The sequence below is a fragment of the Intrasporangium sp. Soil_C_50 genome (assembly GCF_057656595.1).
The window spans coordinates 27310-50806 of sequence record NZ_JBDGKB010000006.1; the positions used below are offsets into that span (position 1 = coordinate 27310).

At 73.4% G+C, this 23497-nt stretch carries 23 protein-coding genes; 19 read left to right on the forward strand and 4 right to left on the reverse strand.

Going from position 1 to position 23497, the window contains the following annotated elements; translation table 11 throughout:
• The first annotated feature begins 3 nt into the window (after window positions 1–3).
• Complete coding sequence (locus tag AC3A5R_RS14335; protein WP_487621442.1) at window positions 4–1347, forward strand: glutamate mutase L; 1344 nt, start codon at window positions 4–6, stop codon at window positions 1345–1347.
• A 205-nt stretch (window positions 1348–1552) separates the two neighbouring features.
• Window positions 1553–2554 (forward strand): hypothetical protein, encoded by a 1002-nt coding sequence (locus tag AC3A5R_RS14340; RefSeq protein WP_487621443.1) that lies wholly within the window; start codon window positions 1553–1555, stop codon window positions 2552–2554.
• A 193-nt stretch (window positions 2555–2747) separates the two neighbouring features.
• On the opposite strand, the gene greA is transcribed toward AC3A5R_RS14340, so the two are convergent.
• Both greA and AC3A5R_RS14350 read right to left on the reverse strand, forming a co-directional pair.
• Entirely contained in the window at window positions 2748–3236 is a 489-nt protein-coding gene (greA, locus tag AC3A5R_RS14345) for a transcription elongation factor GreA (RefSeq protein WP_487621444.1), read from the reverse strand.
• Window positions 3237–3474: 238 nt separating this feature from the next.
• A complete protein-coding gene (locus AC3A5R_RS14350; protein WP_487621445.1) occupies window positions 3475–3843 on the reverse strand; it encodes a DUF4307 domain-containing protein in 369 nt (122 codons plus the stop codon).
• 234 nt (window positions 3844–4077) lie between these two features.
• Here AC3A5R_RS14350 and mca point away from each other — a divergent pair, with 234 nt between their 5' ends.
• A complete protein-coding gene (gene mca / locus AC3A5R_RS14355; RefSeq protein ID WP_487621446.1) occupies window positions 4078–5148 on the forward strand; it encodes a mycothiol conjugate amidase Mca in 1071 nt (356 codons plus the stop codon).
• Entirely contained in the window at window positions 5148–5429 is a 282-nt protein-coding gene (locus AC3A5R_RS14360; protein WP_487621447.1) for a hypothetical protein, read from the forward strand. Before mca ends, AC3A5R_RS14360 begins: the two co-directional genes overlap by 1 nt.
• Before the next feature lie 97 nt (window positions 5430–5526).
• On the opposite strand, the gene trhA is transcribed toward AC3A5R_RS14360, so the two are convergent.
• The gene (gene trhA, locus AC3A5R_RS14365; protein WP_487621448.1) at window positions 5527–6246 is read right to left on the reverse strand and encodes a PAQR family membrane homeostasis protein TrhA; all 720 of its coding nucleotides are present in this window, start codon (window positions 6244–6246) and stop codon (window positions 5527–5529) included.
• 228 nt (window positions 6247–6474) lie between these two features.
• Here trhA and AC3A5R_RS14370 point away from each other — a divergent pair, with 228 nt between their 5' ends.
• The 6 genes from AC3A5R_RS14370 to AC3A5R_RS14395 all read left to right on the forward strand — a co-directional run bounded on the left by AC3A5R_RS14370 (window position 6475) and on the right by AC3A5R_RS14395 (window position 12740).
• Window positions 6475–7236 (forward strand): isoprenyl transferase, encoded by a 762-nt coding sequence (locus AC3A5R_RS14370; RefSeq protein ID WP_487621449.1) that lies wholly within the window; start codon window positions 6475–6477, stop codon window positions 7234–7236.
• A gap of 107 nt (window positions 7237–7343) precedes the next feature.
• On the forward strand, window positions 7344–8294 hold the full coding sequence (locus AC3A5R_RS14375) for a WXG100 family type VII secretion target (protein WP_487621450.1): 951 nt from the start codon (window positions 7344–7346) through the stop codon (window positions 8292–8294).
• A gap of 37 nt (window positions 8295–8331) precedes the next feature.
• Window positions 8332–9036 carry a hypothetical protein gene (locus AC3A5R_RS14380; RefSeq protein ID WP_487621451.1) on the forward strand — a complete coding sequence of 235 codons (705 nt, stop codon included), beginning with the start codon at window positions 8332–8334 and terminating at the stop codon, window positions 9034–9036.
• Window positions 9033–9356 carry a hypothetical protein gene (locus AC3A5R_RS14385; RefSeq protein WP_487621452.1) on the forward strand — a complete coding sequence of 108 codons (324 nt, stop codon included), beginning with the start codon at window positions 9033–9035 and terminating at the stop codon, window positions 9354–9356. Before AC3A5R_RS14380 ends, AC3A5R_RS14385 begins: the two co-directional genes overlap by 4 nt.
• Window positions 9357–9825: 469 nt before the next feature.
• Window positions 9826–11061: an RNA 5'-3' helicase PhoH2 gene (phoH2, locus tag AC3A5R_RS14390; RefSeq protein ID WP_487621613.1), complete on the forward strand. Its 1236-nt coding sequence runs from the start codon at window positions 9826–9828 to the stop codon at window positions 11059–11061.
• 344 nt (window positions 11062–11405) lie between these two features.
• Window positions 11406–12740 (forward strand): aggregation-promoting factor C-terminal-like domain-containing protein, encoded by a 1335-nt coding sequence (locus AC3A5R_RS14395; RefSeq protein ID WP_487621453.1) that lies wholly within the window; start codon window positions 11406–11408, stop codon window positions 12738–12740.
• Between the two features lie 106 nt (window positions 12741–12846).
• On the opposite strand, the gene coaA is transcribed toward AC3A5R_RS14395, so the two are convergent.
• Window positions 12847–13845, reverse strand: a complete 999-nt coding sequence (coaA, locus tag AC3A5R_RS14400; RefSeq protein ID WP_487621454.1) for a type I pantothenate kinase — start codon at window positions 13843–13845, stop codon at window positions 12847–12849.
• 82 nt (window positions 13846–13927) lie between these two features.
• Between coaA and glmS the strand changes: the two genes are divergently transcribed.
• From glmS to tsaD, 9 genes are all read left to right on the forward strand, one after another.
• Window positions 13928–15787 carry a glutamine--fructose-6-phosphate transaminase (isomerizing) gene (gene glmS, locus AC3A5R_RS14405; RefSeq protein ID WP_487621455.1) on the forward strand — a complete coding sequence of 620 codons (1860 nt, stop codon included), beginning with the start codon at window positions 13928–13930 and terminating at the stop codon, window positions 15785–15787.
• A gap of 1 nt (window position 15788) precedes the next feature.
• Window positions 15789–16139: a holo-ACP synthase gene (locus AC3A5R_RS14410; protein ID WP_487621456.1), complete on the forward strand. Its 351-nt coding sequence runs from the start codon at window positions 15789–15791 to the stop codon at window positions 16137–16139.
• Between the two features lie 55 nt (window positions 16140–16194).
• Window positions 16195–17766: a bifunctional ADP-dependent NAD(P)H-hydrate dehydratase/NAD(P)H-hydrate epimerase gene (locus AC3A5R_RS14415; RefSeq protein WP_487621457.1), complete on the forward strand. Its 1572-nt coding sequence runs from the start codon at window positions 16195–16197 to the stop codon at window positions 17764–17766.
• A gap of 286 nt (window positions 17767–18052) precedes the next feature.
• On the forward strand, window positions 18053–19342 hold the full coding sequence (alr, locus tag AC3A5R_RS14420) for an alanine racemase (protein ID WP_487621458.1): 1290 nt from the start codon (window positions 18053–18055) through the stop codon (window positions 19340–19342).
• Window positions 19339–20625 (forward strand): alpha/beta fold hydrolase, encoded by a 1287-nt coding sequence (locus tag AC3A5R_RS14425; RefSeq protein ID WP_487621459.1) that lies wholly within the window; start codon window positions 19339–19341, stop codon window positions 20623–20625. The genes alr and AC3A5R_RS14425 overlap by 4 nt, the downstream gene beginning before the upstream one ends.
• Before the next feature lie 3 nt (window positions 20626–20628).
• A complete protein-coding gene (gene tsaE, locus AC3A5R_RS14430; RefSeq protein ID WP_487621460.1) occupies window positions 20629–21141 on the forward strand; it encodes a tRNA (adenosine(37)-N6)-threonylcarbamoyltransferase complex ATPase subunit type 1 TsaE in 513 nt (170 codons plus the stop codon).
• Between the two features lie 31 nt (window positions 21142–21172).
• Window positions 21173–21907 carry a tRNA (adenosine(37)-N6)-threonylcarbamoyltransferase complex dimerization subunit type 1 TsaB gene (gene tsaB / locus AC3A5R_RS14435; RefSeq protein ID WP_487621461.1) on the forward strand — a complete coding sequence of 245 codons (735 nt, stop codon included), beginning with the start codon at window positions 21173–21175 and terminating at the stop codon, window positions 21905–21907.
• 29 nt (window positions 21908–21936) lie between these two features.
• On the forward strand, window positions 21937–22446 hold the full coding sequence (rimI, locus tag AC3A5R_RS14440) for a ribosomal protein S18-alanine N-acetyltransferase (RefSeq protein WP_487621462.1): 510 nt from the start codon (window positions 21937–21939) through the stop codon (window positions 22444–22446).
• Window positions 22443–23489 (forward strand): tRNA (adenosine(37)-N6)-threonylcarbamoyltransferase complex transferase subunit TsaD, encoded by a 1047-nt coding sequence (gene tsaD / locus AC3A5R_RS14445; protein ID WP_323100784.1) that lies wholly within the window; start codon window positions 22443–22445, stop codon window positions 23487–23489. Before rimI ends, tsaD begins: the two co-directional genes overlap by 4 nt.
• Window positions 23490–23497 lie beyond the last annotated feature (8 nt).

A 23497-nucleotide genomic window follows, 5' to 3' on the forward strand; every position in this document is an offset into this window, starting at 1 on the left:
CGCGTGACGCTCCTCGCCGTCGACTTCGGCTCGACCTTCACCAAGGGCGCGCTGCTCGCCGCCGACGGCACCGTCCTCGCGACCGGCGCCACCCCGACGACCGGCACGCTCGGTCGCGGTGACGTCCTCGACGGCTACCGCACCCTCCGCGCGTCCCTCGACGTGCCGGCCGACGCGGCGGTGAGGGCCTGCTCGAGCGCCGGGGGAGGGCTGCGCCTCGCGGTCGTCGGCTACGAGGCCACCGTCACCGCGCAGGCCGGGCACCGCGTCGGGCTGTCGGCGGGTGCCAAGGTCGTGCACGTCGCCGCGGGCGCCCTGTCGACCGACGCCGCTGCCGCGGTCCGCGCGTCGCGACCCGACATCGTGCTGCTCGTCGGCGGCACCGACGGCGGCAACGCCGACGTGCTGCTCCACAACGCCCAGCGGCTCGCGCGGCTCGCGGTCGGCGGCCACGGGGCGCACGCGGTGCCCGTCGTCGTCGCCGGCAACGTCGAGGCGCGCGAGGAGGCGCTCGCCCTGCTCGCCGCCACGGCGCGGCCGACCGTCGCGGCCGACAACGTCCTGCCCCAGATCGGCGTCATCGCCCCGGAGTCGGCGCGGGCGGCGATCCGCCAGGCCTTCCTTCACCACGTCATCGGCGGCAAGGGCCTGTCCCGCGACCCAGCCTTCGCCGCGATGGTGCAGGCTGCGACGCCCGATGCCGTCCTGCGCGGCGTCGAGGTGCTCGCGGGCCTCGGCGGCGGCGACGTCATGGTCGTCGACGTCGGGGGAGCGACGACCGACGTGTACTCGTGCCTGACACCGGAGGGCGAGGACGCGTCGCTGCGCAAGGACGTCGTCGCGCCGCTCTGGCACGCCCGAACCGTCGAGGGCGACCTCGGGCTGCGCTGGAACGCCCTGCACGTCCTCGAGGCGGCTGCCGACGAGCACCTCCTCCACGATGTCCGGCAGCCGAGCGGGCTGCGGGCGTGGGCCGAGCGCGCCCACGAACAGCCGGGCCTGCTGCCGACCGATGCCGCCGAACGCGCCCTCGACCTCGAGCTGGCGCGACTCGCCGCGCTCGTCGCGGTCCGACGGCACGCGCGTCCGGCCCAGCCGACCGAGTCACCGCGTCCGCTCGCCAACGTCACGACGCTCCTCGGCTCGGGCGGCGTCCTGCGCCACGCCGACGCGTCGGGCCGCGACCACGTCCTGGGCGCCGTGCTGGCCGACCACGCCGGCGGCTGGAAGGTGCCGCGGGGGGCCCGGGGCCGTGTCGACGAGCGCTACCTGCTCTTCGCCGCTGGGCTGCTCGCTGCCGACGCCCCCGACGTCGCCCGCGCCGTCGCCGCCCAGATCCTCCCCTGACCCGCCCCTCCCACCCGTCGAGAGGCCACGTTCGGCTGGCTCCCACCCGTCGAGAGGCCACGTTCGGCTGGCTCCCACCCGTCGAGAGGCCACGTTCGACCGGCTCCCACCCGTCGAGAGGTCCCGTCCACACCCCCCGCTCCGGGCAGGCGGTTGTCCACATCTGGTCGCCGCGCCGTGGCTCGTCTGCCGTGGCGGACGCACGGTGCTGGCCATGGACGCTGTGCCCCTGCCGTCGGACCTCCGTTCGAGCCCGTTCCTCGTGGCCGAGGGCCGCTCGCGCGGTCTGACCCGCGCGCGGATGCGCGCGGACGACCTGTGGACGCCCAGCTGGGGAGTTCGCGCGAGTGAACTGCCCGAGTCCCTTGTCGACCAGCTCCGGGCCTTCGCGGTCGCGGCTCCCCGCCCGTTCGCCTTCTCCCACGTCACGGCTGCACGACTGTTCGGTATCCCGGTGCCCCTCGCACTCGAGGACGACGGTCTGGTCCACATCATCACGCCGACCAGTGCCAACCGGGTGCGTCGGGCGGAGGTGTCAGGGCATCGTGGGCTCGAGAGCCGATCCGTCGTTCAGGTGCAAGGCCTGCCGGTCGTCGATGCGGCGGACACCTGGGTCGACCTCGGAGAGTACGTGGGGCCGGGCAAACCTGTCGGCCTCGACGACCTCATAGCCGCGGGCGACGCAGCACTCAACCTCGTCGGCAGCGCGGCGCGACTCCGCGAGGCGCTCGAGCGCAGGGTGCGGCCCCGCGGAAAGGTCACGCTCAGCTATGCGCGGCACCGCGTTCGGCCGCGGGCCTGGTCACCGATGGAGACCCGCAGTCGGCTCATGGCCGTGCGAGCCGGCCTGCCCGAACCGACGCACAATGCCGACGTGGTCGGCCTCGACGGAGACTGGCTCGGCCTCGGCGATCTCGTCTGGGCGGAACAGCGCGTCGTCGGCGAGTACCAGGGAGCGCAGTTCCACAGGCGGACGCGCGACCGAAAGCACGACCGCGGCCGGCGCCGGAGCTTCGAAGGCGGGGACTGGACCGTCGTCGAGATCGAGGCCGAGCACATCTTCCGTGCCGAGGCTCGGGCCGCGAAGCTCAGGGAGCTGGCCGGGCACCTGGGCATCAGCCCGCACCTGGTGGACGTGGCGGGCAGTGCGCCGCAGTTCTTGGCGCCCCAGCAGTTCCAGACGCTGCGCCGCCGCCGCGCCGGCTGACGCACGCATTGGCCCCCACGGGTGAGAGGCAGCCGAGCGTGGCCTTTCGACAGTTGGGAGGCAGCCGAACGTGGCCTCTCAACGGGTGGCGGGCAGCCGAACGTGGCCTCTCGACGGTTGGGGGAGGGGAGGAGGTCAGCGGAACGGAACGGGCCGGCTCCCCAGTGGGGAACCGGCCCGTTCGACGCGTGGGTCAGGCCGAGTAGGGCTTGGCCTTGAGGATCTTCACCTCGACGGTCTTGCCGTTCGGCGCCTCGTAGGAGGTGCTGTCGCCGACGCTCTTGCCGTTGATGGCGGCGCCCATGGCGGACTTCTCGGAGAAGACCTGCAGGTCGGAGCCGTCGGCGATCTCACGGTTGCCGAGCAGGAAGGTCTCCTCGTCGCCGAAGATCTCGACGGTGACGACCATGCCGGGCTCGACGACACCGTCGTCGGCCGGGGTCTCGCCGATCTTCGCGTTGTGGAGCAGCTCGGTGAGCTGGCGGATGCGGGCCTCCATCTTGCCCTGCTCCTCGCGCGCGGCGTGGTAGCCGCCGTTCTCCTTGAGGTCGCCCTCCTCGCGGGCTTCCTCGATCTTCTGCGCGATCTCGATGCGACCCTCGCCGGACAGGTGGTCCAGCTCCGCCTTGAGGCGGTCGTAGGCCTCCTGCGTCAGGAAACCACCAGCAGCAGTCTCGGTCACTTTGTGTCACTCCTCGATGAACCGACGCCCACGCGGGTCCGCGTGGGCGTCTCACATGTACGAAGGGCCCGACCGTGGCTGTCGCCTGCTGGCATCTGCCTGCGCGGGCAACCGGTCCGGACCCTGGGTGAAGGACCAAGCGTAGCAAAGCGAGCGCCGAACACGCAGGTCACGACCCGTTTCGGGGCGCCGTGGGCCGGTCCGGTCCGTGCCGTTTCGTCCCGGTCCGGCAGGCTCGTCAGCCGCAGTCGCGGACCTGCCCCGTGACGGCCCGTGACGTCGTGCGCAACGTGGCCGTCGTCGTCACCGTGTCGGGCCCGGCGGGCACCTCGACGCGCGCCGTGCCGACGGGGGAGAAGTCGCGGGCCAAGGCCTCGACGGTGCAGGTCAGGGCCTTGCCGTCCGGACGCGTCAGGGTGAAGGTGACACGGACCGTGCGGTCGTCGACGACCTTGTAGCCGACGGTCTCGAAAGCAGGACGCCCGAGCGTGGACGCCAGCCCGAACCACACCGCGATCGTCGACATCGCGAGGACACCGAGGGTGCCGATGACCCACCACTTCGTCGTGCCGGGGGCGGGGCGGGGGAGCGTCGGTCGGGACGGCATGCAGTGGTCCTGGCGGTCGAGGCCCGGGCGGCAGGCGCAGCGGGTGGTGAGAGGATGGCGGACGGGTCCAGTGTCCCCCACGGGACGCGGGCCCCCGACGGCGGTCCGGCAGCAGCCCAGCAGCCGCCCGTCGCCACGTCCGCGGCACGCCCACCGGCGTCGCCGTGCGACCCCACCACCCGATCACTCCGACGGACGACAGCAGGGAGCCACGTGGCCGAGGGCATGAGGTTGATGGCGGTGCACGCGCACCCCGACGACGAGTCGAGCAAGGGCGCCGCGACCACCGCGAAGTACGTCGCGGAGGGCGCGTCGGTCATGGTCGTCTCGTGCACCGGCGGTGAGCGTGGCGACATCCTCAACGAGAAGCTGAAGAACGACGCCCACATCCTGCGCGACATCGCGCAGGTGCGGCGCGACGAGATGAAGGCGGCCCAGGAGGTCCTCGGCTGCGAGCACACGTGGCTCGGCTTCGTCGACTCCGGCCTGCCCGAGGGCGACCCGCTGCCGCCGCTGCCCGTCGGCTGCTTCGGCCTCGAGGACATCGAGGTGACGACCGAGGCGCTCGTGCGCGTCATCCGGCAGTGGCGGCCGCACGTCATGACGACCTACGACGAGAAGGGCGGCTACCCGCACCCGGACCACATCATGTGCCACACGGTGTCGATGGCGGCGTTCGAGGCGGCCGGCGACCCGGAGCGCTACCCGCACGCCGGCGAGCCGTGGCAGCCGCTGAAGATCTACTACAACGGCGGCTGGAGCAAGGAGCGCCTCACCCTCATCCATGAGGCGATGGTGCAGGAGGGCCTCGAGAGCCCGTACGCCGAGTGGCTCGCCAACTGGAAGCCGCGCCGCGACGGCCGCACGACGACGACCATCGACTGCGGCCAGTACTTCGAGACGCGCGACCGGGCCCTGCTGGCCCACGCGACGCAGGTCGACCCCGACGGCTTCTGGTTCCAGGTGCCGCTGTCGATCCAGCAGCGGGTCTGGCCCATCGAGCAGTTCGAGGCCGCACTGTCGTACGTGCCGGTCGCCGAGGGCGAGGACGACCTCTTCGCCGGCCTCGGGACGCCGGACGAGGCCGATGCGCTCGCGACGCGCCGCGACCTCGCCGTCGCCTACGACGGACGCCTCCCCGAGACGCCCGAGCCGCAGGAGGGCGCCGCCGAGGCCGCCACCTCGACCGGCGCGGTCCGCGGCGACAGCGCCGAGACGCACACGGACGCCGACGCGACCGACGGTGTCCCGTCCACCGACGAGCAGGCCGGAGCCCACGCGTCCGGCGAGGAGGTGCAGGACTGATGGCCGACGGCGGCAACCTGCCCATCGGCCCCGGGATCTGGGGCTTCATCGCGTTCTTCGTCCTCGCCGTGGCGCTGTGGTTCCTCGTGCGCAACATGAACTCGCGGCTGCGCCGGATGGCCTACCGCGACCGGGAGCGTGCCCAGGAGGACGCCACTCGCGACGGTCTGGGCGCCGACGCCACGCACGCGTCCGGCACCGACGCGTCGAGCACCGACGCGACGGACGGGCCGGACGCATCGGGCGGCGACGGTGCCGACCCGCAGGGTCCGACGCGCTGAGGAGCGACCAGCGCGCGCGACGTCGACCCGACGGACACGCAAGAGGCCCCCGGCATCGCCGGGGGCCTCTTCGCGTCAGTCCTCAGGGCTGAGGGCCTCAGCTGACGGCCTGGTAGCCGACGACCGCGAGCGTGACCGCGGCGAAGTGCGAGGCGAACCCGCCGAGGGTGAAGGCGTGGAAGACCTCGTGGAAGCCGAACCAGCGCGGCGACGGGTTGGGGCGCTTGGTGCCGTAGATGACACCGCCGACGGTGTAGAGGATGCCGCCGAGGCCGATGAGCGATCCGATGAGCGGGCCGCCGGCCTTCCAGAACGGGACGACGTAGAAGACGGCGGTCCAGCCGAGCGCGATGTAGAGACCGGTGTAGAGCCAGCGCGGCGCGCTGACCCACAGGATGCGGAACACGACGCCACCGATCGCCGCCGACCAGATGATCGACAGCAGGATCCGGGCCTGGGTCGTGGGCAGGAGCGTCACCGCGAACGGCGTGTACGTGCCGGCGATGATGAGGTAGATGTTCGAGTGGTCGAGCCGCTTGAGCAGGGCGCCGGCGCGCGGTCCCCAGGTGCCGCGGTGGTAGACCGCGGACACACCGAAGAGCAGGGCTGCGGTGATCGTGAAGACGACCGACGCGGTGCGCACGGCCCCCGGGTCGGAGACGAGCACGAGGACGAGCCCGCCGATCACGGCGACGGGGAACATCCCGAGGTGCAGCCAGCCGCGCAGCCGTGGCTTGACGGCGGCGACGAGGTCGGCGACGGGGCCCGCGGCGTCCTCGACGGCCGGACCGGGGGTGCGGTGCTGCTCGGAGGTCATGGCGCGAGTCTAACCTACGCAACCGTAGGTTACGCGGCCGTAGGTGCTGCGCTCGTCCTGTGAAGGTCGTGTGAAGGCCCGGTGCGGTGGCCTCCGGCTGCGGTGGGAGCCGTCCGGGCGAGGGGTACGGTGGGTGCGTGGCCCACCGGGGCTGCCCGAGCAGTGGACGGCGGTCCGGCAGCGGCCCATCCGCGGTCGGCGACGTCCGACATCGACGAGGAGGCCCCCGTGGGGTGGCGCGATGTGGTCTACGGCGCGTACGAGCGCCGGGTCCTCAAGGATCTCCCCAAGGAGTCCCTTCCTCGTCACGTCGCCGTCATGCTCGACGGCAACCGCCGCTGGGCCAAGGCCCGCGGCGAGGGAACGGCCACCGGCCACCAGGCCGGCGCCGACAAGATCGAGGAGCTGCTCGAGTGGTGCCGTGAGGCCGGCGTCGAGTACGTGACCCTCTGGCTGCTCTCGACCGACAACCTGCACCGCCCGCAGGAGGAGCTCGAGCCGCTGCTCAAGATCATCGAGACCGCGGTCTCCGACCTCGCCGACGCCGGCCACTGGCACGTGCGCATCGTCGGTGCCCTGGACCTGCTCCCGGCCGCCACCGCCGAGAGCCTGCGCGCCTCGGCCGAGCGCACCGCCGCCGTCACCGGCATGACGGTCAACGTCGCCGTGCCCTACGGCGGCCGCCGGGAGATCGCCGACGCCGTCCGTGACCTCCTTCTCGAGCGGGCCGCTCGCGGCGAGTCGATCGAGCAGATCGCCGCCGGCATCACCGTCGAGGACATCGCCGGTCACCTCTACACCAAGGGCCAGCCCGACCCCGACCTCGTCATCCGCACCTCGGGCGAACAGCGCCTCGGCGGCTTCCTGCTCTGGCAGAGCGCAACGTCGGAGTTCTACTTCTGCGAGGCCTACTGGCCCGACTTCCGGCACGTCGACTTCCTGCGCGCGCTGCGCGCCTATGCCGGAAGGCACCGACGCTTCGGGACGTGAGCGGCTCGAACGGGGCTCGACCCGCGCCGCGATGGGGACCGCTCCCCATTGCAGGCTGGGGGACCAATGCATAGGTTTCGGACGTCGTCCACCACAGGGGAGAGCCAATGGCCATCTACAAGAAGGGTGCCGATCCGGTCGCGCTGCGATCGGCGGCCGAGCGGATCACCGGCCACGTGCGCGAGTGCGAGACCGTCCGCGGCGAGGCCACGCGGGCCGTCAACGCCATCAAGGGCAACTGGGGCGGTGGCGACCTCGAGCACCTCATGAGCAAGTGGCCGCCGCTCGACGCGCAGCTGGGCCAGTTCGGCACCGACCTCGGCAGGCTCGCGGAGGCGCTGCGCCGCAACGCCGGCGCGCAGGACTCGACGAGCGGCCAGGGCTCCGGCGGCGCCGGCCCCCTCGGCCCCGGTGCGAGCAACGGCGGCAACGGCGGCATCCCCGGCTACGACCTGACGAAGGCGCTCTTCACGCCCTTCAAGCTCGCCGGGACGCTCGGCACGGTGGCCGGGCTGGCCCTGAAGCTGAAGAACTTCTCGAACAACCTCGGCAGCTTCGACCGCGAGCTCGGGCTGTTCAAGAACCTCGGAAACGCTTGGAAGACAGGGCGGCTCGCCGAGTTCGGTGACGCCCTCGCCCCGAAGAACTGGTCGACGCTCTCACGCTTCGTCCCGGCGCTCGAAGAGGGCTCGAAGCTGGCCAAGGGCCTCGGCACCTTCGGCAAGGTGCTCGGCCCGGCCGGTGTGGCCCTGGGCGGCTTCACGGTGGCCAACGACATCGCCGAGGGCCACTACGGGCGTGCCGGGTACGACGGCGCCATGACCGCACTCGGTGCCGTCGCCCTCGTGCCGATCCCGCCGGTCAACGCGATCGCCGGAGCCGCTGCGGGCGCGATGGCCGTGGGCCAGCTGGTCTACGACCACTGGGACGACATCTCCGACTTCGCCGGCGACGCGGGCCAGGCCATCAGCGACGCCGCCGGCGACGTCGCCGACTTCGCGGGCGACGTGGCCGACAAGGCCGGCGACGTGATCTCCTCGCTGAACCCCTTCGACTGACGACCCGAGACGACCACGAGGACAGGTGGACACGCACATGAGCGACACGAACGAGACCCGCGAGGGCCGGGCCGACGACCCGCTGCGCGGGACGCCCATCGCCGCCATCGAGCTGCCCGACGACATCGTCGGCATCGGGGCCAGCGAGCTGGCCTACCTCCTCTCACGGCACGACTCGGCGGCATCGCGCACGTCGGGCGACTTCCTGCTCAGCGACCCGCGGATCGCCCAGGAGGGGGCCCTGGTCGGGGGTGCGTCCTCCCTCGTGTCGCGCGGCTGGCTCACCCTCGACGAGGACGGCAACCGCCAGACCCGGTCCTACGCGGCGCTCATCGAGTACGTGACCGGCAAGGCGTACCGGTGGTCGCGCATCGGGTTCGTCGGGGCTGACGGCGGCGACGTCGAGTACGTCGCGCTGCTCGAGTCCGACACCGTCACCGCGCTCATGCAGCCGCGCCAGCTCGCTTCGTGGTTCGTCCGCCTGGGTGAGCCCGACGTGGACCGGGCCGCGCTCGTCACCGGGATGATGAAGGAGCGTTTCGCCGTCGACGCGGGGGCCGCGGTCATCCTCCAGGTGCGGACCGCCGACGGCGACCGGACGCTGGCGGTGCGCCCCCAGGGCGACGGGTACGAGGCGCTGCGTGACGTGTCCGGTCCGGGGACCGGAACGGGCGGGATCGTCGACGAGGCAGGCCTGCTCGACGAGGTCGCCCGCCTCTACGGCGAGGTGGCTGCCGCGTGAGCCAGGCCGAGCAGCCCCGGTCCGGCGCCACGCCGCCCAAGGAGCCGTTCCCGGTGCCCGAGGGCGGCCTGTTCATCGGCCAGATCCGTGAACCGTGGGTCATGACGGTCTTCTTCGCCGCCATCGCCGCCGCCGGAGTCGTCTTCTTCGTCGTGTGCAAGAAGGCCGCGGACGGCGGCGCCGAGGGCGCGCTCGGGGCGGGCTGGGGCCTGCTCGGGATGTTCGGGGCGGTCGGCCTGCTCGGCATGTTCGTCGGGATCCGTCGGTGGCGGTGGAAGCGCGAGTACGTCCGTGTCATGGGCCGCTCGCCCTGGTCATGACGCACTGACGGGTCGTCCGGGGCCTCGAGGCCGACGGGGCGTCCGGTGGGCGCGGCGGGCCCCGACGTTTCCAGGAGGTGAACACTCGGGCGACACGACGACGCGCGAGCCCTCAATCCGCGTCGCCGTCGGTCGCTGGTCGTACCGTCGTGCCAACGCCCGACACCCGTCGGACGTTGCCAGGAGGCCCACCGATGGAGCGATCGCTCAGGACGGAGGGCCGGGCCCTGCGCCACCCTCTGGTGGTCACCGCCCGGCACCTCGGGAGCGAGTAGGCGCGCGACGCGCGCCGCGTAGGGAGTGGGACATGGCACGCACGACTCGTCCGGTCACGACGGACTCCGCCAGCACGACCACCAAGCCGGCCGCGGCCTCCACACGCGCCACCACACGCAGCACGACGCGCGAACGTCCGTCGCACAAGACGTACGTCCTCGACACGTCGGTGCTCCTGTCCGACCCCCGGGCCATGCTCCGGTTCGCCGAGCACGAGGTGGTCCTCCCCGTCGTCGTCGTCACCGAGCTGGAGGGCAAGCGCCACCACCCCGAGCTCGGCTACTTCGCCCGGCAGGCGCTGCGCCTGCTCGACGACCTGCGCATCAGCGCCGGACGCCTCGACGAGCCGGTCCGCGTCGGCGACACGGGAGGCACGCTCCGCGTCGAGCTCAACCACACCGACCCGATGTCCCTGCCGGCCGGCTTCCGTCTCGGCGACAACGACACCCGCATCCTGTCGGTCGCCAAGAACCTGTCGAACGAGGGCGCCGACGTCACCATCGTCAGCAAGGACCTGCCGATGCGGGTCAAGGCGTCGGCGTGCGGCCTCGAGGCGGAGGAGTACCGCCACGAGCAGGGCGTCGACTCCGGCTGGACCGGCATGACCGAGCTCGAGGTGACGACCGACGAGCTCGACCAGCTCTACGACCGCGGCCGCATCGAGCACGCCGGCGCGGCCGAGCTGCCTTGCCACACAGGCCTGGTGCTGCTCTCGCCGCGGGGAAGCGGTCTGGGGCGGGTCGGGGCCGACAAGCAGATCCGGCTCGTGCGTGGCGACCGTGACGCGTTCGGTCTGCACGGCCGCAGCGCCGAGCAGCGCATCGCCCTCGACCTGCTCCTCGACCCCGATGTCGGCATCGTCAGCCTCGGCGGCCGCGCCGGCACCGGCAAGTCGGCGCTCGCGCTGTGTGCCGGCCTCGAGTCGGTCATGGAGCGACGCGCGCAGCGCAAGGTCATCGTCTTCCGGCCGCTGTTCGCCGTCGGCGGCCAGGAGCTCGGCTACCTGCCGGGTACCGAGGCCGAGAAGATGAACCCGTGGGGCCAGGCGGTCTTCGACACCCTGAGCGCCCTGGTGTCGACCGAGGTCGTCGAGGAGGTCATGGACCGAGGGCTGCTGGAGGTGCTGCCGCTGACGCACATCCGCGGTCGTTCCCTGCACGACGCGTTCGTCGTCGTCGACGAGGCCCAGTCGCTCGAGCGCAACGTGCTGCTCACGGTCCTGTCGCGCATCGGGCAGAACAGCAAGGTGGTGCTGACCCACGACGTCGCCCAGCGCGACAACCTACGGGTCGGGCGGCACGACGGTGTCGCGGCGGTCATCGAGAAGCTCAAGGGCCACCCACTCTTCGCCCACGTGACGCTGACGCGCAGCGAGCGCAGCCCCATCGCCGCGCTCGTCACGGATCTGCTCGAGGGGATCGAGATGTGACCTGAGTCACACCGCGGTAGAGGGTCCCCGCGTGCTCGACTCGGGGACCCTTACCGCTGGGTCACCTGCGTGGCCCGGGCCCCGCGTGGTGGGGGCCGACTTGCTTCGGGGTGGGGTCGGCTGGCACCGTGGGGGGCTGCAGATCTCGGAACGATAACGACTTGGCTGTGGGGAGCGAGGGCGTGATCGGCCTGGGATCACCCCGAACACCTCCCCTCCACCCGTCGCGCCGCCCGCATCCACCGTCGTGCCCCCAGTCGCACCCTCATGCGCACTGACCCGGGGTCAGACCCGCGCGGACGGCCGACGTGCCCCGAGACCGCAGGAAGGCTGACTCCACCTCTATGGCACGGTACGAAGGCCGCCACCGCAACGCGTCGACCCCCGCATCCGGCCCGAGCGGGTCGACCCGACCCCAGCCGGGACACCACCCCGACCGTCACGCCGATCGTGAGCGCGTCGACGCCCCCCAGACCGCCCGAGGCGAGAGCGCGGACCGCACCGCCCGGATCGACCGCGTCCAGCCCGAGCCCCCGACGCCGCAGCGCACCGAGCGACCCCTGCACGAGTGGGCCCGCGCCGAGCGCCCGGCACCGACGGCTCGGCTGACCCGCCCCGACGGGGCGCGTCCCCGCGCGTCGCGTCCCGAGACCTCCCGTCCCGAGACCTCCCGTCCCGAGGCCTCCCGTCCCGAGGCCTCCCGTCCCGAGACGTCGCGCCCGGAGGCGTCCCGCTCCCAGGATTCGCGTCCCACGGGTCCACGCCCTGACGCGTCCCGCCGCAACGGCGAACCCGCGACGCCGCGCCGTGGGGCACCGGTCGGCCCTCAGGCCCCCGAGCGCTCGGCCGACGACCGCACCCGCCGCCACGCGGCGCTCGGTGCGAACGCCTCGGCCCCGCAGCGCCGCGGCTCCACCCCGGCCGTCCCGACCCCGGCCGCGGCCGTGTCGGAGGACACTCAGGTGCTGTCCCGCCGTCGCGACCACAAGCCCGCCAAGCGCAAGCGCCGGGTCGGCCGCCCGGTCCTCGCCGGGGCCCTGGCCCTCGGTCTCGGCGCGTCCGGCTTCGCCTACGCCCGGTCGGCCAACCTCATCGGCGCCGACCCGGCCGCCTTCGTCGTCGGCTCAGGCGTGGTCGCCCAGACCGACGAGCTGGCCCGTGCCTCGACCGTCGACACGACCTACCGCGCTGCGGCGTCGGTGTCGCGCAACGAGCGCCGCACCGCCATCGCCGCCACCGGCCTGCGCGACGCCGCCGCTCTCGAGGTCAAGAAGAAGAAGGAGAAGGCCCGGGCTGCGGCCGAGGCGAAGGCTGCCCAGGAGCAGGCCCAGGCCGAGCGTGAGCGCCAGCAGGCCGTCGCGAACGCGAAGAACGACCCGAAGGGCGCCGCACGGGTGCTCATGGCCGACCACGGGTGGACGAGCGACGCCCAGTACAACTGCCTCGTCAACCTCTGGACCGGCGAGAGCGGCTGGCGCTACACGGCCGAGAACCCGTCGTCCGGCGCCTACGGCATCCCGCAGTCCCTGCCGGGCAGCAAGATGGCCCAGATGGGCGGCGACTGGCGCACCAACCCGCTGACCCAGATCAAGTGGGGCCTCTGGTACATCGAGATGTCCTACGGCAACCCGTGCAACGCCTGGTCGACCTGGCAGGCCCGCGCCCCGCACTGGTACTGAGCCCGTCTCCGCCATCCACGCCGACGGCGAGAGACGACGAGCGGCCCGTCCCCACACCGGGGCGGGCCGCTCTCGCGTCCGAGGGACGCCCGAGGGACGCCGAGCCTCAGATCTTGCGGAGCCGGACGCGTCGGACGCCGTGGTCGGCGCCCTTCGTCAGCACGAGCGTCGCCCGCGACCGCGTCGGCTGGATGTTCTGCACGAGGTTCGGGCCGTTGATCTCGCGCCAGATGCGGTTGGCCGTCGCGACCGCCTCGTCGTCGGACAGCACGGCGTAGCGGTGGAAGTAGGAGTGCGGGTCCGAGAACGCGGTCTCGCGCAGGCGCAGGAAGCGCTCGACGTACCAGCTGCGGATGTCGTCGACCCACGCGTCGACGAAGACCGAGAAGTCGAAGAAGTCGCTGACCGCCAGGCCCGTGCCACGCACCGGGTGCACCTCCGGGGCCTGCAGCACGTTGAGGCCCTCGACGATGAGCACGTCGGGCTGGCGCACGACGATGCGCTCGCCGGGGACGATGTCGTAGGTCAGGTGCGAGTACACCGGCGCCGACACCTCGGCCCGGCCCGACTTGATGTCGGCGACGAAGCGCAGCAGGGCCCGGCGGTCGTAGGACTCGGGAAAGCCCTTGCGGCCGAGCAGCCCTCGCTCCTCGAGGACCGCGTTCGGGAAGAGGAACCCGTCGGTCGTCACGAGCGCGACCTCGGGGGTGTCCGGCCAGCGCGCCAGCATCTCGCGCAGGATGCGGGCCGTCGTCGACTTGCCGACGGCGACCGAGCCCGCGACGCCGATGACGAACGGCGTCCTGGCCGGCCGCTCCCCGAGGAACTCGCTCGTCACCTGGTGCAGCTGGCGGGTCGCCCCGACGTAGAAGTTGAGCAGTCGCGACAGCGGCAGGTAGACCTCCTCGACCTCGTTGAGGTCGACGCGGTCGCCGAGCCCGCGCAGCCGCGTCAGGTCGGCGTCGTCGAGGTTGAGCGGGTGGTTCTCGCGCAGCCGCGACCACGCAGCACGGTCGAACTCGACGTACGGCGAGGGCACCGGCGAGCCGGGGCCCCCGTTGCCGGGGCCGGGCACGACGGAGGGCCGGCTGGTTCGCTGCGACACGCCGCCATTGTGTCGGACGCGCCCCGCCGGCGGCGCGCGGGCGTGGCGGTCGGTGCCGGGCGGGTCCCCTAGGCTGGGGTCCATGTGCGGAATCGTTGGATACGTCGGGCGCTCGGACGACGGGACGGCGCTCGATGTCGTCATGGAGGGGCTGGCCCGGCTCGAGTACCGGGGCTACGACTCCGCCGGTGTCGCCCTCATCGACGGCGACCACGTCGAGACCCGCAAGAAGTCCGGCAAGCTGGCCAACCTCACGGCTGAGCTCGAGGCGCACCCGCTGCCCAGCTCGACCACCGGCATCGGGCACACCCGCTGGGCCACGCACGGCGGCCCGACCGACGAGAACGCGCACCCGCACCGCGGTGGCAAGGACGGCAAGCTCGCCCTCATCCACAATGGCATCATCGAGAACTTCCACGCCCTGAAGAAGGGCCTGCTCGCCGACGGTGTCGAGTTCACGAGCGAGACCGACACCGAGGTCGTGGCCCACCTCGTGGCTCGCGCCTACGACGCCGATGGCGACCTCACGGCGGCGATGCGCGCCGTCGTCGCCGACCTCGAGGGCGCCTTCACGCTCCTCGCGATCCACGCCGACCAGCCGGGTGTCGTCGTCGGTGCCCGCCGCAACAGCCCGCTCGTCGTCGGCCTCGGCGACGACGCCAACTACCTCGGCTCCGACGTCGCGGCCTTCATCGGCCACACCCGCCACGCCCTCGAGCTGGCCCAGGACCAGATCGTCACGATCACGCCCGACGGCGCCACCGTCGTCAACTTCGACGGCACGCCCGCCGAGGGCAAGGCCTACGAGGTCACGTGGGACGCCGCGGCCGCCGAGAAGGGCGGCTACGCGACCTTCATGGAGAAGGAGATCAACGACCAGCCGCACGCCGTCGCTGACACCCTGCTCGGTCGCACCGACATCGACGGTCGGCTCGTCCTCGACGAGATGAGCATCTCCGAGGAGCAGCTCAAGGCCGTCGACCGCATCACGATCGTCGCGTGCGGCACCGCCGCCTACGCGGGCATGGTCGCCAAGTACGCGATCGAGCACTGGACGCGTATCCCCGTCGAGGTCGCCCTCGCCCACGAGTTCCGCTACTGCGACCCCATCGTCAACGAGCGCACCCTCGTCGTGTCGATCAGCCAGTCGGGCGAGACGATGGACACCCTCATGGCGGTCAAGCACGCCCGCGAGCTCGGCGCCCTGACCGTGTCGGTGTGCAACACGCACGGCTCGACGATCCCGCGCGAGTCCGACGCCGTCCTCTACACGCACGCCGGACCCGAGATCGCCGTCGCCTCGACGAAGGCGTTCCTCGCCCAGATCACTGCCTGCTACGTGCTCGGCCTCTACCTCGCGCAGCTGCGCGGCGGTTCCTTCGCCGACGACGCCGCCGCGGTCATGAAGGAGCTCGCGCAGGTCCCGGCCAAGATCGAGACCCTGCTCGGCCAGATGGGCCGGGTCAAGGAGATCGCCAAGTTCATGGCCGACACCCGTTCGGTCCTCTTCCTCGGGCGCCACGTCGGCTACCCGATCGCCATGGAGGGCGCGCTCAAGCTCAAGGAGCTCGCCTACATCCACGCCGAGGGCTTCGCGGCCGGCGAGCTGAAGCACGGCCCGATCGCGCTCATCGAGCCCGGTCAGCCGGTGTTCGTCGTCGTGCCCTCGCCGACGAGCGAGCACGGGCTGCACGGCAAGGTCGTCTCCAACATCCAGGAGATCCGCGCCCGCGGCGCCCGCACCCTCGTCATCGCCGAGGAGGGTGACGAGGCCGTCGTCCCGTTCGCCGACGAGGTCATCCGGGTGCCGGCCACCTCGCCGCTGCTCGCGCCGCTGCTCACGGTCGTGCCGCTGCAGGTCTTCGCGCTGTGGCTGTCCACGGCCAAGGGCCTCGACGTCGACCAGCCCCGCAACCTCGCCAAGTCCGTCACGGTCGAGTGACGTGATCGTCGGGGTCGGCATCGACGTCGTCGACATCGCGCGCTTCGAGCAGACGCTCGAGCGCACCCCGGCGCTGCGCGAGCGGCTCTTCACCCCGGAGGAGCGCGATCTCGGGATCGCCTCGCTCGCAGCCCGGTTCGCCGCCAAGGAGGCCCTGGCCAAGGCGCTCGGCGCACCGGTCGGGCTGCACTGGACCGACGCGCGTGTCGTGACGAACGAGGACGGCCGGCCCCTGCTCGAGATCGGCGGCACCGTCGCGGCGCGCGCCGGTGACCTCGGCGTCGACAGCTTCCACGTGTCCCTGTCCCACGACGCCGGCATCGCCTCCGCGGTCGTCATCGCCGAGGGCTAGCGGCCGTCCCTGTCGACCCCTTCCCGCTGTCCCGCCACACCACCGAGGAGAGCCGATGATCCGCGCGTACGACGTCGAGACGGTTCGCGCCGCCGAGCAGGCGGCCATGGCCGGGCTGCCCGAGGGCGAGCTGATGGACCGCGCCTCACGCGGCCTGGCCGAGATCGCGGCCGCCCGCCTGGCCGACCACGACGGCGCCACGGTCGTCGGGCTCGTCGGGGCCGGGGCCAACGGGGGAGACACCCTGTACGCCGTGGCCCACCTCGCCGAGGCGGGCTACCCGGCCGCCGTCGTGCTGCTGCCCGCGGGCGGACGCGCCGGGGTCCACGCCGCAGGCCTGGCCGCCGCGGAGGACGCCGGAACCGTCGTGCACGTGGCGGGCGAGGACCCCGCCGCGGCCGTCCGTGCCGTCGCCGAGGCCGACGTCGTGCTCGACGGGATCGTCGGCATCGGGGGTCGCCCGGGCCTGCGACTCGACGCCGCCCGGCTCGTCGACGCCGTCGACGACGACGCGTGGGTGCTGGCCGTCGACGTCGCGAGCGGCCTCGACCCCGACGGTGGGTGGCGCGACGCCGCGGGTGCGGGCGAGCCCAGCGGTGACGAGCCCGGCGAGGAGCCCACCGACGACGACGCCGTGTGGGCCGACGAGACCGTCACCTTCGGCGCGCCGAAGCCGGTCCACCTGCTCCCGCCCGGCGAGGCGGCCTCGGGCCGGCTCACCGTCGTCGACATCGGCCTGCCCCTCGACGACGTCGACGCGGCGGTCGAGCGGCTGACGCACGACGACGTCGCCCGGCTGTGGCCGGTGCCCGGCCAGTCGGACGACAAGTACTCCCGTGGCGTCCTCGGCGTCGTCGCGGGCGGCGAGTCCTACACCGGCGCGGCCGTGCTCTGCACGACGGCCGCGGCCGAGGCCGGCGTCGGGATGCTGCGCTACGTCGGCACCCCGACCCCGACGGCCCTCGTACGGCAGGCGGTGCCCGAGGCGGTCGTCGGCGAGGGCCGCGTGCAGGCGTGGGTCGTCGGGCCCGGGCTCGACGCGTCGAGCGGGGACGCCGACGCCGACGCGGGTGCCCAGCTCGCGGTGGCGCGTGCCGCGCTCGCGAGCGACCTGCCCGTCGTCGTCGACGCCGGTGGCCTCGACCTGGTCACCGGGCGGCGCCACGCCCCGACGCTGCTCACCCCGCACGCCGGCGAGCTCGCCCGGCTGCTGACGCGGCTCGGGACGCCGGACACCGAGGAGTCGGGCACCGAGGTCACGGCCGACGAGGTCAAGGCCCACCCGCTGCGCCACGCGCGCCGGCTCGCCGCGCTGACCGGGGCCACCGTGCTGCTCAAGGGCGCGACGACCCTCGTCGTCACCGAGGGCGAGCCGGTGCGCAGCCAGGCCGATGCCCCGCCGTGGCTCGCGACCGCGGGCGCCGGCGACGTGCTGTCCGGGATCGTCGGGACCCTGCTCGCCTCGGGCCTGTCGCCCCACGACGCCGGGTCCCTCGGCGCGCTCGTGCACGGGGTGACCGCCGACCGGGTGTCCGGGGGAGGGCCGCTGCGCGCGCTCGCCGTGGCCCAGGGCGTGCGCACGACGGTCCGCGACCTCATCCGGCGAGGACGCACCTCGCCCGAGTGACCCGAGTGACCCGAGTGACGCGCACGACCCGAGTGACCTGAGTGACCTGAGTGAGGAAGTGCTCACTCGATGCAGGGGGAAAGGGGGTGGCGCGGGGCGGTCGGGCTGGTCGGCTGGTCGGCTGGCCGGTGGTCGGGGGTCGGGGGTCGGTGGTCGGGGGTCGGTGGTTGGTGGTCGGGGGAGCCGGGCACGCCTCGCCTTCTCCATCGAGTGAGCACGGAGTCCCACGCGCCACACGAGGACCCTGCGAACGCGGACGGCGTCCGGAACTGCGAGACTGCTGCCGATGAGCACGACGCACGCCACCGCACCCGACGAGCCGGGCACCCCCGACGCGTTCCGCCCGCAGGCCGGGCCCGACGGCAGCCCGGGGCTGCCCCTGACGCACGGCACCACGGTCTGGGCCGAGATCGACCTCGAGGCGCTCGCCGCCAACGTCCGGACGCTGCGCGCCCTCGCGCCGTCCTCGGAGTTCATGGCCGTCGTCAAGGCCGACGCGTACGGTCACGGACTGCTGCCGGTGGCCCGCACCGCGGTGGCCGCCGGCGCCACGTGGCTCGGCGCGGCCCAGTTCGCCGAGGCGTTCGCGCTGCGCGACGCGGGCCTGACCGAGCCCCGCCTGCTCACCTGGCTCAGTGTGCCGGGCAGCGACTTCGCCGGCGCCGTGGCCCGCGACATCGACCTGTCCGCCTCGGCGCCGTGGGTCCTCGACGAGGTCGCGGTCGCCGCTCGGGCCCTCGGGCGCACCGCACGCATCCACCTCAAGGTCGACAGCGGCCTCGGGCGGGGCGGCGCGTACGGCGCCGACTGGAGCACCCTCGTCGACCACGCCCGACGGCTCGAGGCCGAGGGCGTCATCCGCGTCGTCGGCATCTGGACCCACTTCGCCCACGCCGACGCCCCGGAGCACCCCACCGTCCTCGCCCAGCAGGAGCGGTTCTTCGAGGCCGTCGCCGAAGGGGAGCGAGTCGGGCTGCGGCCCGAGGTGCGCCACCTGGCCAACTCGGCCGCGACGCTCGTGCACCCGTCCGCGCACGCCGACCTCGTGCGGCCCGGCATCGCGATGTACGGCCTGACGCCGGTGCCGCAGGTCGCCGACGACTTCGGCCTGCGACCGGTCATGACGCTGCGGGCCCGGCTCGCGCTCGTCAAGCGGCTCCCGGCGGGCCAGGGCATCAGCTACGGCCACGTCTACACACCGGAGGTCGACACCGTCGTCGGTCTCGTTCCCGCGGGCTACGGCGACGGCATCCCGCGCGATGCCACGAACGTCGGCCCGGTCCGCGTCGGCGACCTCCGCACGACGATCGCCGGCCGCGTCTGCATGGACCAGTTCGTCGTCGACCTCGGCCCCGGCGCCACGGCGCAGGCCGGCGACGTCGTCACCCTGTTCGGCGGTGCTCCGGGCGAGCCGACCGCGCAGGACTGGGCCGACGCCACCGACACCATCAGCTACGAGATCGTGACCCGGCTCGGTGCCCGCGTGCCGAGACTGCATGTGGGCGAGGCGCTACTCGCGGGTACGTCCACCGCCGACGACGCGCCCGGCGTCGCGGTGACGAAGGACCAGGCATGACCGAACGGCAGAGGCGAAACCCCGTCCTCGGGATCGCCGCCGCGAGCATCGGCGTGGCCGCGGGCGTCGCGGCAGGCGTGGCCGCCGGCGTCGCGGCCGACCGGGCGGGCAAGCACCGCGCGGCGATGGCCGCCCTCGAGACCCCCGAGCTGCTCGACATCACTCCCGACGAGGAGCACGTCGTGCTGACGAGTGACGGTGTCGCGCTGCACGCCGAGGTCGACCTGCCCGACGCCGCCGCGGCCACCGCCGCGGCCCGGGGCACGACGCGGCGCGGTCGTGCGTCCGAGCTGCCGACCGTCGTGCTGACCCACGGCTACTGCCTCAGCCTGCGCTGCTGGGTGTACCAGCGTCGCGCGCTCAAAGCGGCCGGGTTCCGCGTCGTCAGCTGGGACCAGCGCGGCCACGGCCGCTCCGGCCGCGGGGAGCGCGACAGCTACACGATCGAGCGCCTCGGCGAGGACCTCCGCCACGTCATCGAGCAGCTGGTGCCGGTCGGCGACGTCGTCCTCGTCGGCCACTCGATGGGCGGCATGACGATGATGTCGCTCGCCGAGCACGACCCGTCGCTCGTCGCCGACCGCGTCATCGGCGCGGGCTTCGTCGCGACGAGCCCCGGCGGCCTCACCCTGGCCAACGGCGGGCGGATGGCCACGTTCGGCCGCACGTTCCTCGAACGGCTCGGCCCCGGCGTCCTCGGGCCGCTCTCGAGCCGCCCCGAGGTGTTCAGCCGCATCCGGCGGGTCGGCCGCGACGTCGAGCTCTTTCTCGTCGAGCAGAACTCGTTCGCCTCGCCGGTGCCCCGATCGGTGGTGCGCTACACCGCCGACATCCTCCTCGGCACGCCGCTCGACGTCATCAACGACTACCTCAGGACCTTCGACGGCTTCGACAAGCGGCCGACGCTCGCCTCGTTCCGGCACGCCGTCGTGCTCGTCTTCAACGGCCGCGAGGACATCCTCACCCCGCCCTCGCACAGCGAGCTCATCGTCGAGGCGATCCCCGGCGCCGAGCATGTCGTCGTCAACGACGCGGGGCACGTCATCATGCTCGAGCACCCGGACCTGCTGGGCACCCAGCTCGTGACGCTCGTCGAGCAGTCCGCGCGGGCGCGAGCCGAACAGGTCGACGTGGCGCGCCAGCCCCGCGTGCGCCGCATCGTCACCGACGTCGCCAAGGGCCGCCGCCAGCGGCGCCTCGAGCAGCAGGCCGACGAGCTCGTCCGGTCCCAGCGCCGACGCGGCACGCGCGGCCGGACGGTCCGCCCGGCCCGCGAGGCCTGACCCGTGCCGCGCTCCGCGACGTTCACGTGGCGCTCGACCGAGGACACCCAGGCGTTCGGGCGCCGGCTCGGCGAGGTGCTGCAGGGTGGTGACCTCCTCGTGCTCACCGGTGACCTGGGCGCGGGCAAGACGACCCTGACCCAGGGCATCGCCGAGGGGCTCGGTGTCCGCGGACCGATCACGTCGCCGACCTTCGTCATCGCCCGGGTGCACCCCTCGCTCGTCGGCGGCCCGGCGCTCGTGCACGTCGACGCCTACCGCCTCGGCAGTGCCCTCGAGCTCGACGACCTCGACCTCGACGCCGACCTCGATGCCAGCGTCACCGTCGTCGAGTGGGGCGCGGGGCTCGCCGAGCAGCTGAGCGAGGAGCGGCTCGAGCTGACCCTGACCGGCGAGGACGTCCGCACCGTCCACGCCCACGGCGTCGGAGCCCGGTGGGACACGGTGCTCGGCGGGCTCGCCGACCTCGCCGACGACGTCGACGCCGCCGAGGGCGACCCCGCGACCACGTCCTGACGTCCCCCGGGGCTCGGCTAGCCTGACGCACGTGCTCCTGCTCGCGATCGACACCTCGACGACGGCCATCACCGTCGCCCTGCACGACGGGTCGTCGGTCCTGGCCCGGGCCACCACCCTCGACGCGCGGGCGCACGCCGAGTACCTGGCGCCCGGCATCCGCACCGCCCTCACCGACGCCGGCGCCGAGCCGGCCGACGTCACCGACGTCGTCGTCGGCATCGGGCCCGGTCCGTTCACCGGCCTGCGGGTCGGGATCGTCACCGGTCGCACGTTCGCCTTCGCGCTCGGCCTGCCCGTGCGCGGCCTGACGAGCCTCGACGCGGTCGCCCACGAGGCGTGGCTCGGTGGCCGCCGCGGTGACCTCCTCGTGGCGACCGATGCCCGGCGCAAGGAGGTGTACGCCGCCCGGTACACCCTCGCCGACGCCGGTGCCGCCCGGGTTCTCGACCCCGTGGTCTCGCGCGCCGCCGACCTCGACGACGACCTGCGGTCCCTGCCGACCGCTGGGCGCGGGCCGCAGCTCTACCCCGACGCGCTGCCGCACGGCGTATGGCCGCTCGACGTCGACGCCGGGGCGCTCGCGGACCTCGCTGCCCGTCGGCTGGACGGGGCGGGCGGGCACGTGCCCGCGCCGGACGACTCCGACGCGTCGGCGCTGCAGCTGCTCGACCCGGGCCACGGCTTCGACGGGCTCGAGCCGCTCTACCTGCGCCGGCCCGACGCCGCGCCCGCCGCGCCCTCGACCAAGTCGACGCTCGGGTGAGCGTGGTGGTCGACGCCGTCCCTGCTCCTGTGCCCGACGGACCCGACGGGCCCGACGCGCCCGACGGTGCGCTGTCCGGCGTGGCGCTGCACGAGCTCGGGTGGACCGACCTGCCGACGCTGGCCGCCCTCGAACAGCAGCTCTTCGCCGACGACGCGTGGTCCCTGCAGACGTGGTGGTCCGAGCTCGCCGCGCGGCCGCGCCGTGAGTACATCGTGGCCCGCGACGCGTCGGGCGCCGTCGCCGGGTACGCCGGTCTCGACCTCGCCGGCGAGACCGCCGACGTCATGACCGTCGCCACGGCGCCCACCCACCAGGGCCGCGGCGTCGGGCGCCTGCTGCTCGGCGAGCTGCTCCGACGCGCCCGTGCCCATGGCGTCGAGGCCGTGCTGCTCGAGGTGCGCGCCGACAACGACGCCGCCCGCCACCTCTACGACCGCGCCGGCTTCGAGGTCATCTCGGTGCGCCGGCGCTACTACCAGCCGGGAGACGTCGACGCCCTCGTCATGCGCCTCCTCGTGACGAAGGGAGAGGCATGAGCGACGCCCCGCTCGTCCTCGGCATCGAGACCTCCTGCGACGAGACCGGGGTTGGCATCGTCCACGGGCAGACGCTGCTCGTCGACACCGTCGCGAGCAGCGTCGACGAGCACGCCCGCTTCGGCGGCGTCGTGCCCGAGGTCGCGAGCCGGGCCCACCTCGAGGCGATGATCCCCACCATCGAGCGGGCCTGCCGCGAGGCCGGCGTCGCGCTGCGCGACCTCGACGCCATCTCGGTGACGAGCGGCCCCGGGCTCGCGGGTGCGCTGCTCGTCGGCGTCGCGTCGGCCAAGGCACTCGCTGTCGCGCTCGGGAAACCGATCTACGGCGTCAACCACCTCGCCTCGCACGTCGCCGTCGACATCGTGGAGCACGGCCCGCTGCCCGAGCCGACGATGGCGATGCTCGTCTCCGGCGGCCACTCCTCGCTGCTGCTCGTGCCGGACGTGACCAACGACGTGCGCTCGCTCGGCTCGACGATGGACGACGCCGCAGGCGAGGCGTTCGACAAGGTGGCCCGCGTCCTCGGGCTGCCGTTCCCCGGCGGGCCGCACGTCGACCGGGCCGCCCGCGAGGGAAACCGCGTCGCCATCGACTTCCCGCGCGGGCTCACCACCGGGCGCGACATGGAACGGCACCGCTTCGACTTCTCCTTCTCCGGCCTCAAGACCGCCGTCGCGCGATGGGTCGAGACGCGTCAGCGGGCGGGCGAGTCGGTGCCCGTTGCCGACGTCGCGGCGAGCTTCCAGGAGGCCGTCGTGGACGTGCTGACCCGCAAGGCCCTGCTGGCCTGCAAGGAGAACGACGTCGACCACCTGCTCATCGGCGGCGGCGTCGCGGCCAACTCGCGGCTGCGGGCGCTCGCCGAGGAGCGCTGCGCCAAGGCGGGCGTCACGCTGCGCGTGCCGCGGCCGGGCCTCTGCACCGACAACGGCGCGATGGTCGCGGCGCTCGGCGCGCAGATGGTGGCCAAGGGCCGTGAGCCGAGCGATCTCGGCCTGCCCACCGACTCCTCGATGCCGGTCGAGGTCGTCAGCGCCTGACGCGTCGG

Bases quoted from the DNA above. Each gene is read 5' to 3' on its own strand.
- AC3A5R_RS14350 (WP_487621445.1), bottom strand. From the start codon at position 3,843: ATGCCGTCCCGACCGACGCTCCCCCGCCCCGCCCCCGGCACGACGAAG.
- mca (WP_487621446.1), top strand. From the start codon at position 4,078: ATGGCGGTGCACGCGCACCCCGACGACGAGTCGAGCAAGGGCGCCGCG.
- AC3A5R_RS14360 (WP_487621447.1), top strand. From the start codon at position 5,148: ATGGCCGACGGCGGCAACCTGCCCATCGGCCCCGGGATCTGGGGCTTC.
- trhA (WP_487621448.1), bottom strand. From the start codon at position 6,246: ATGACCTCCGAGCAGCACCGCACCCCCGGTCCGGCCGTCGAGGACGCC.
- AC3A5R_RS14375 (WP_487621450.1), top strand. From the start codon at position 7,344: ATGGCCATCTACAAGAAGGGTGCCGATCCGGTCGCGCTGCGATCGGCG.
- AC3A5R_RS14380 (WP_487621451.1), top strand. From the start codon at position 8,332: ATGAGCGACACGAACGAGACCCGCGAGGGCCGGGCCGACGACCCGCTG.
- phoH2 (WP_487621613.1), top strand. From the start codon at position 9,826: ATGCTCCGGTTCGCCGAGCACGAGGTGGTCCTCCCCGTCGTCGTCGTC.
- AC3A5R_RS14395 (WP_487621453.1), top strand. From the start codon at position 11,406: ATGGCACGGTACGAAGGCCGCCACCGCAACGCGTCGACCCCCGCATCC.
- glmS (WP_487621455.1), top strand. From the start codon at position 13,928: ATGTGCGGAATCGTTGGATACGTCGGGCGCTCGGACGACGGGACGGCG.
- AC3A5R_RS14415 (WP_487621457.1), top strand. From the start codon at position 16,195: ATGATCCGCGCGTACGACGTCGAGACGGTTCGCGCCGCCGAGCAGGCG.
- alr (WP_487621458.1), top strand. From the start codon at position 18,053: ATGAGCACGACGCACGCCACCGCACCCGACGAGCCGGGCACCCCCGAC.
- AC3A5R_RS14425 (WP_487621459.1), top strand. From the start codon at position 19,339: ATGACCGAACGGCAGAGGCGAAACCCCGTCCTCGGGATCGCCGCCGCG.
- tsaD (WP_323100784.1), top strand. From the start codon at position 22,443: ATGAGCGACGCCCCGCTCGTCCTCGGCATCGAGACCTCCTGCGACGAG.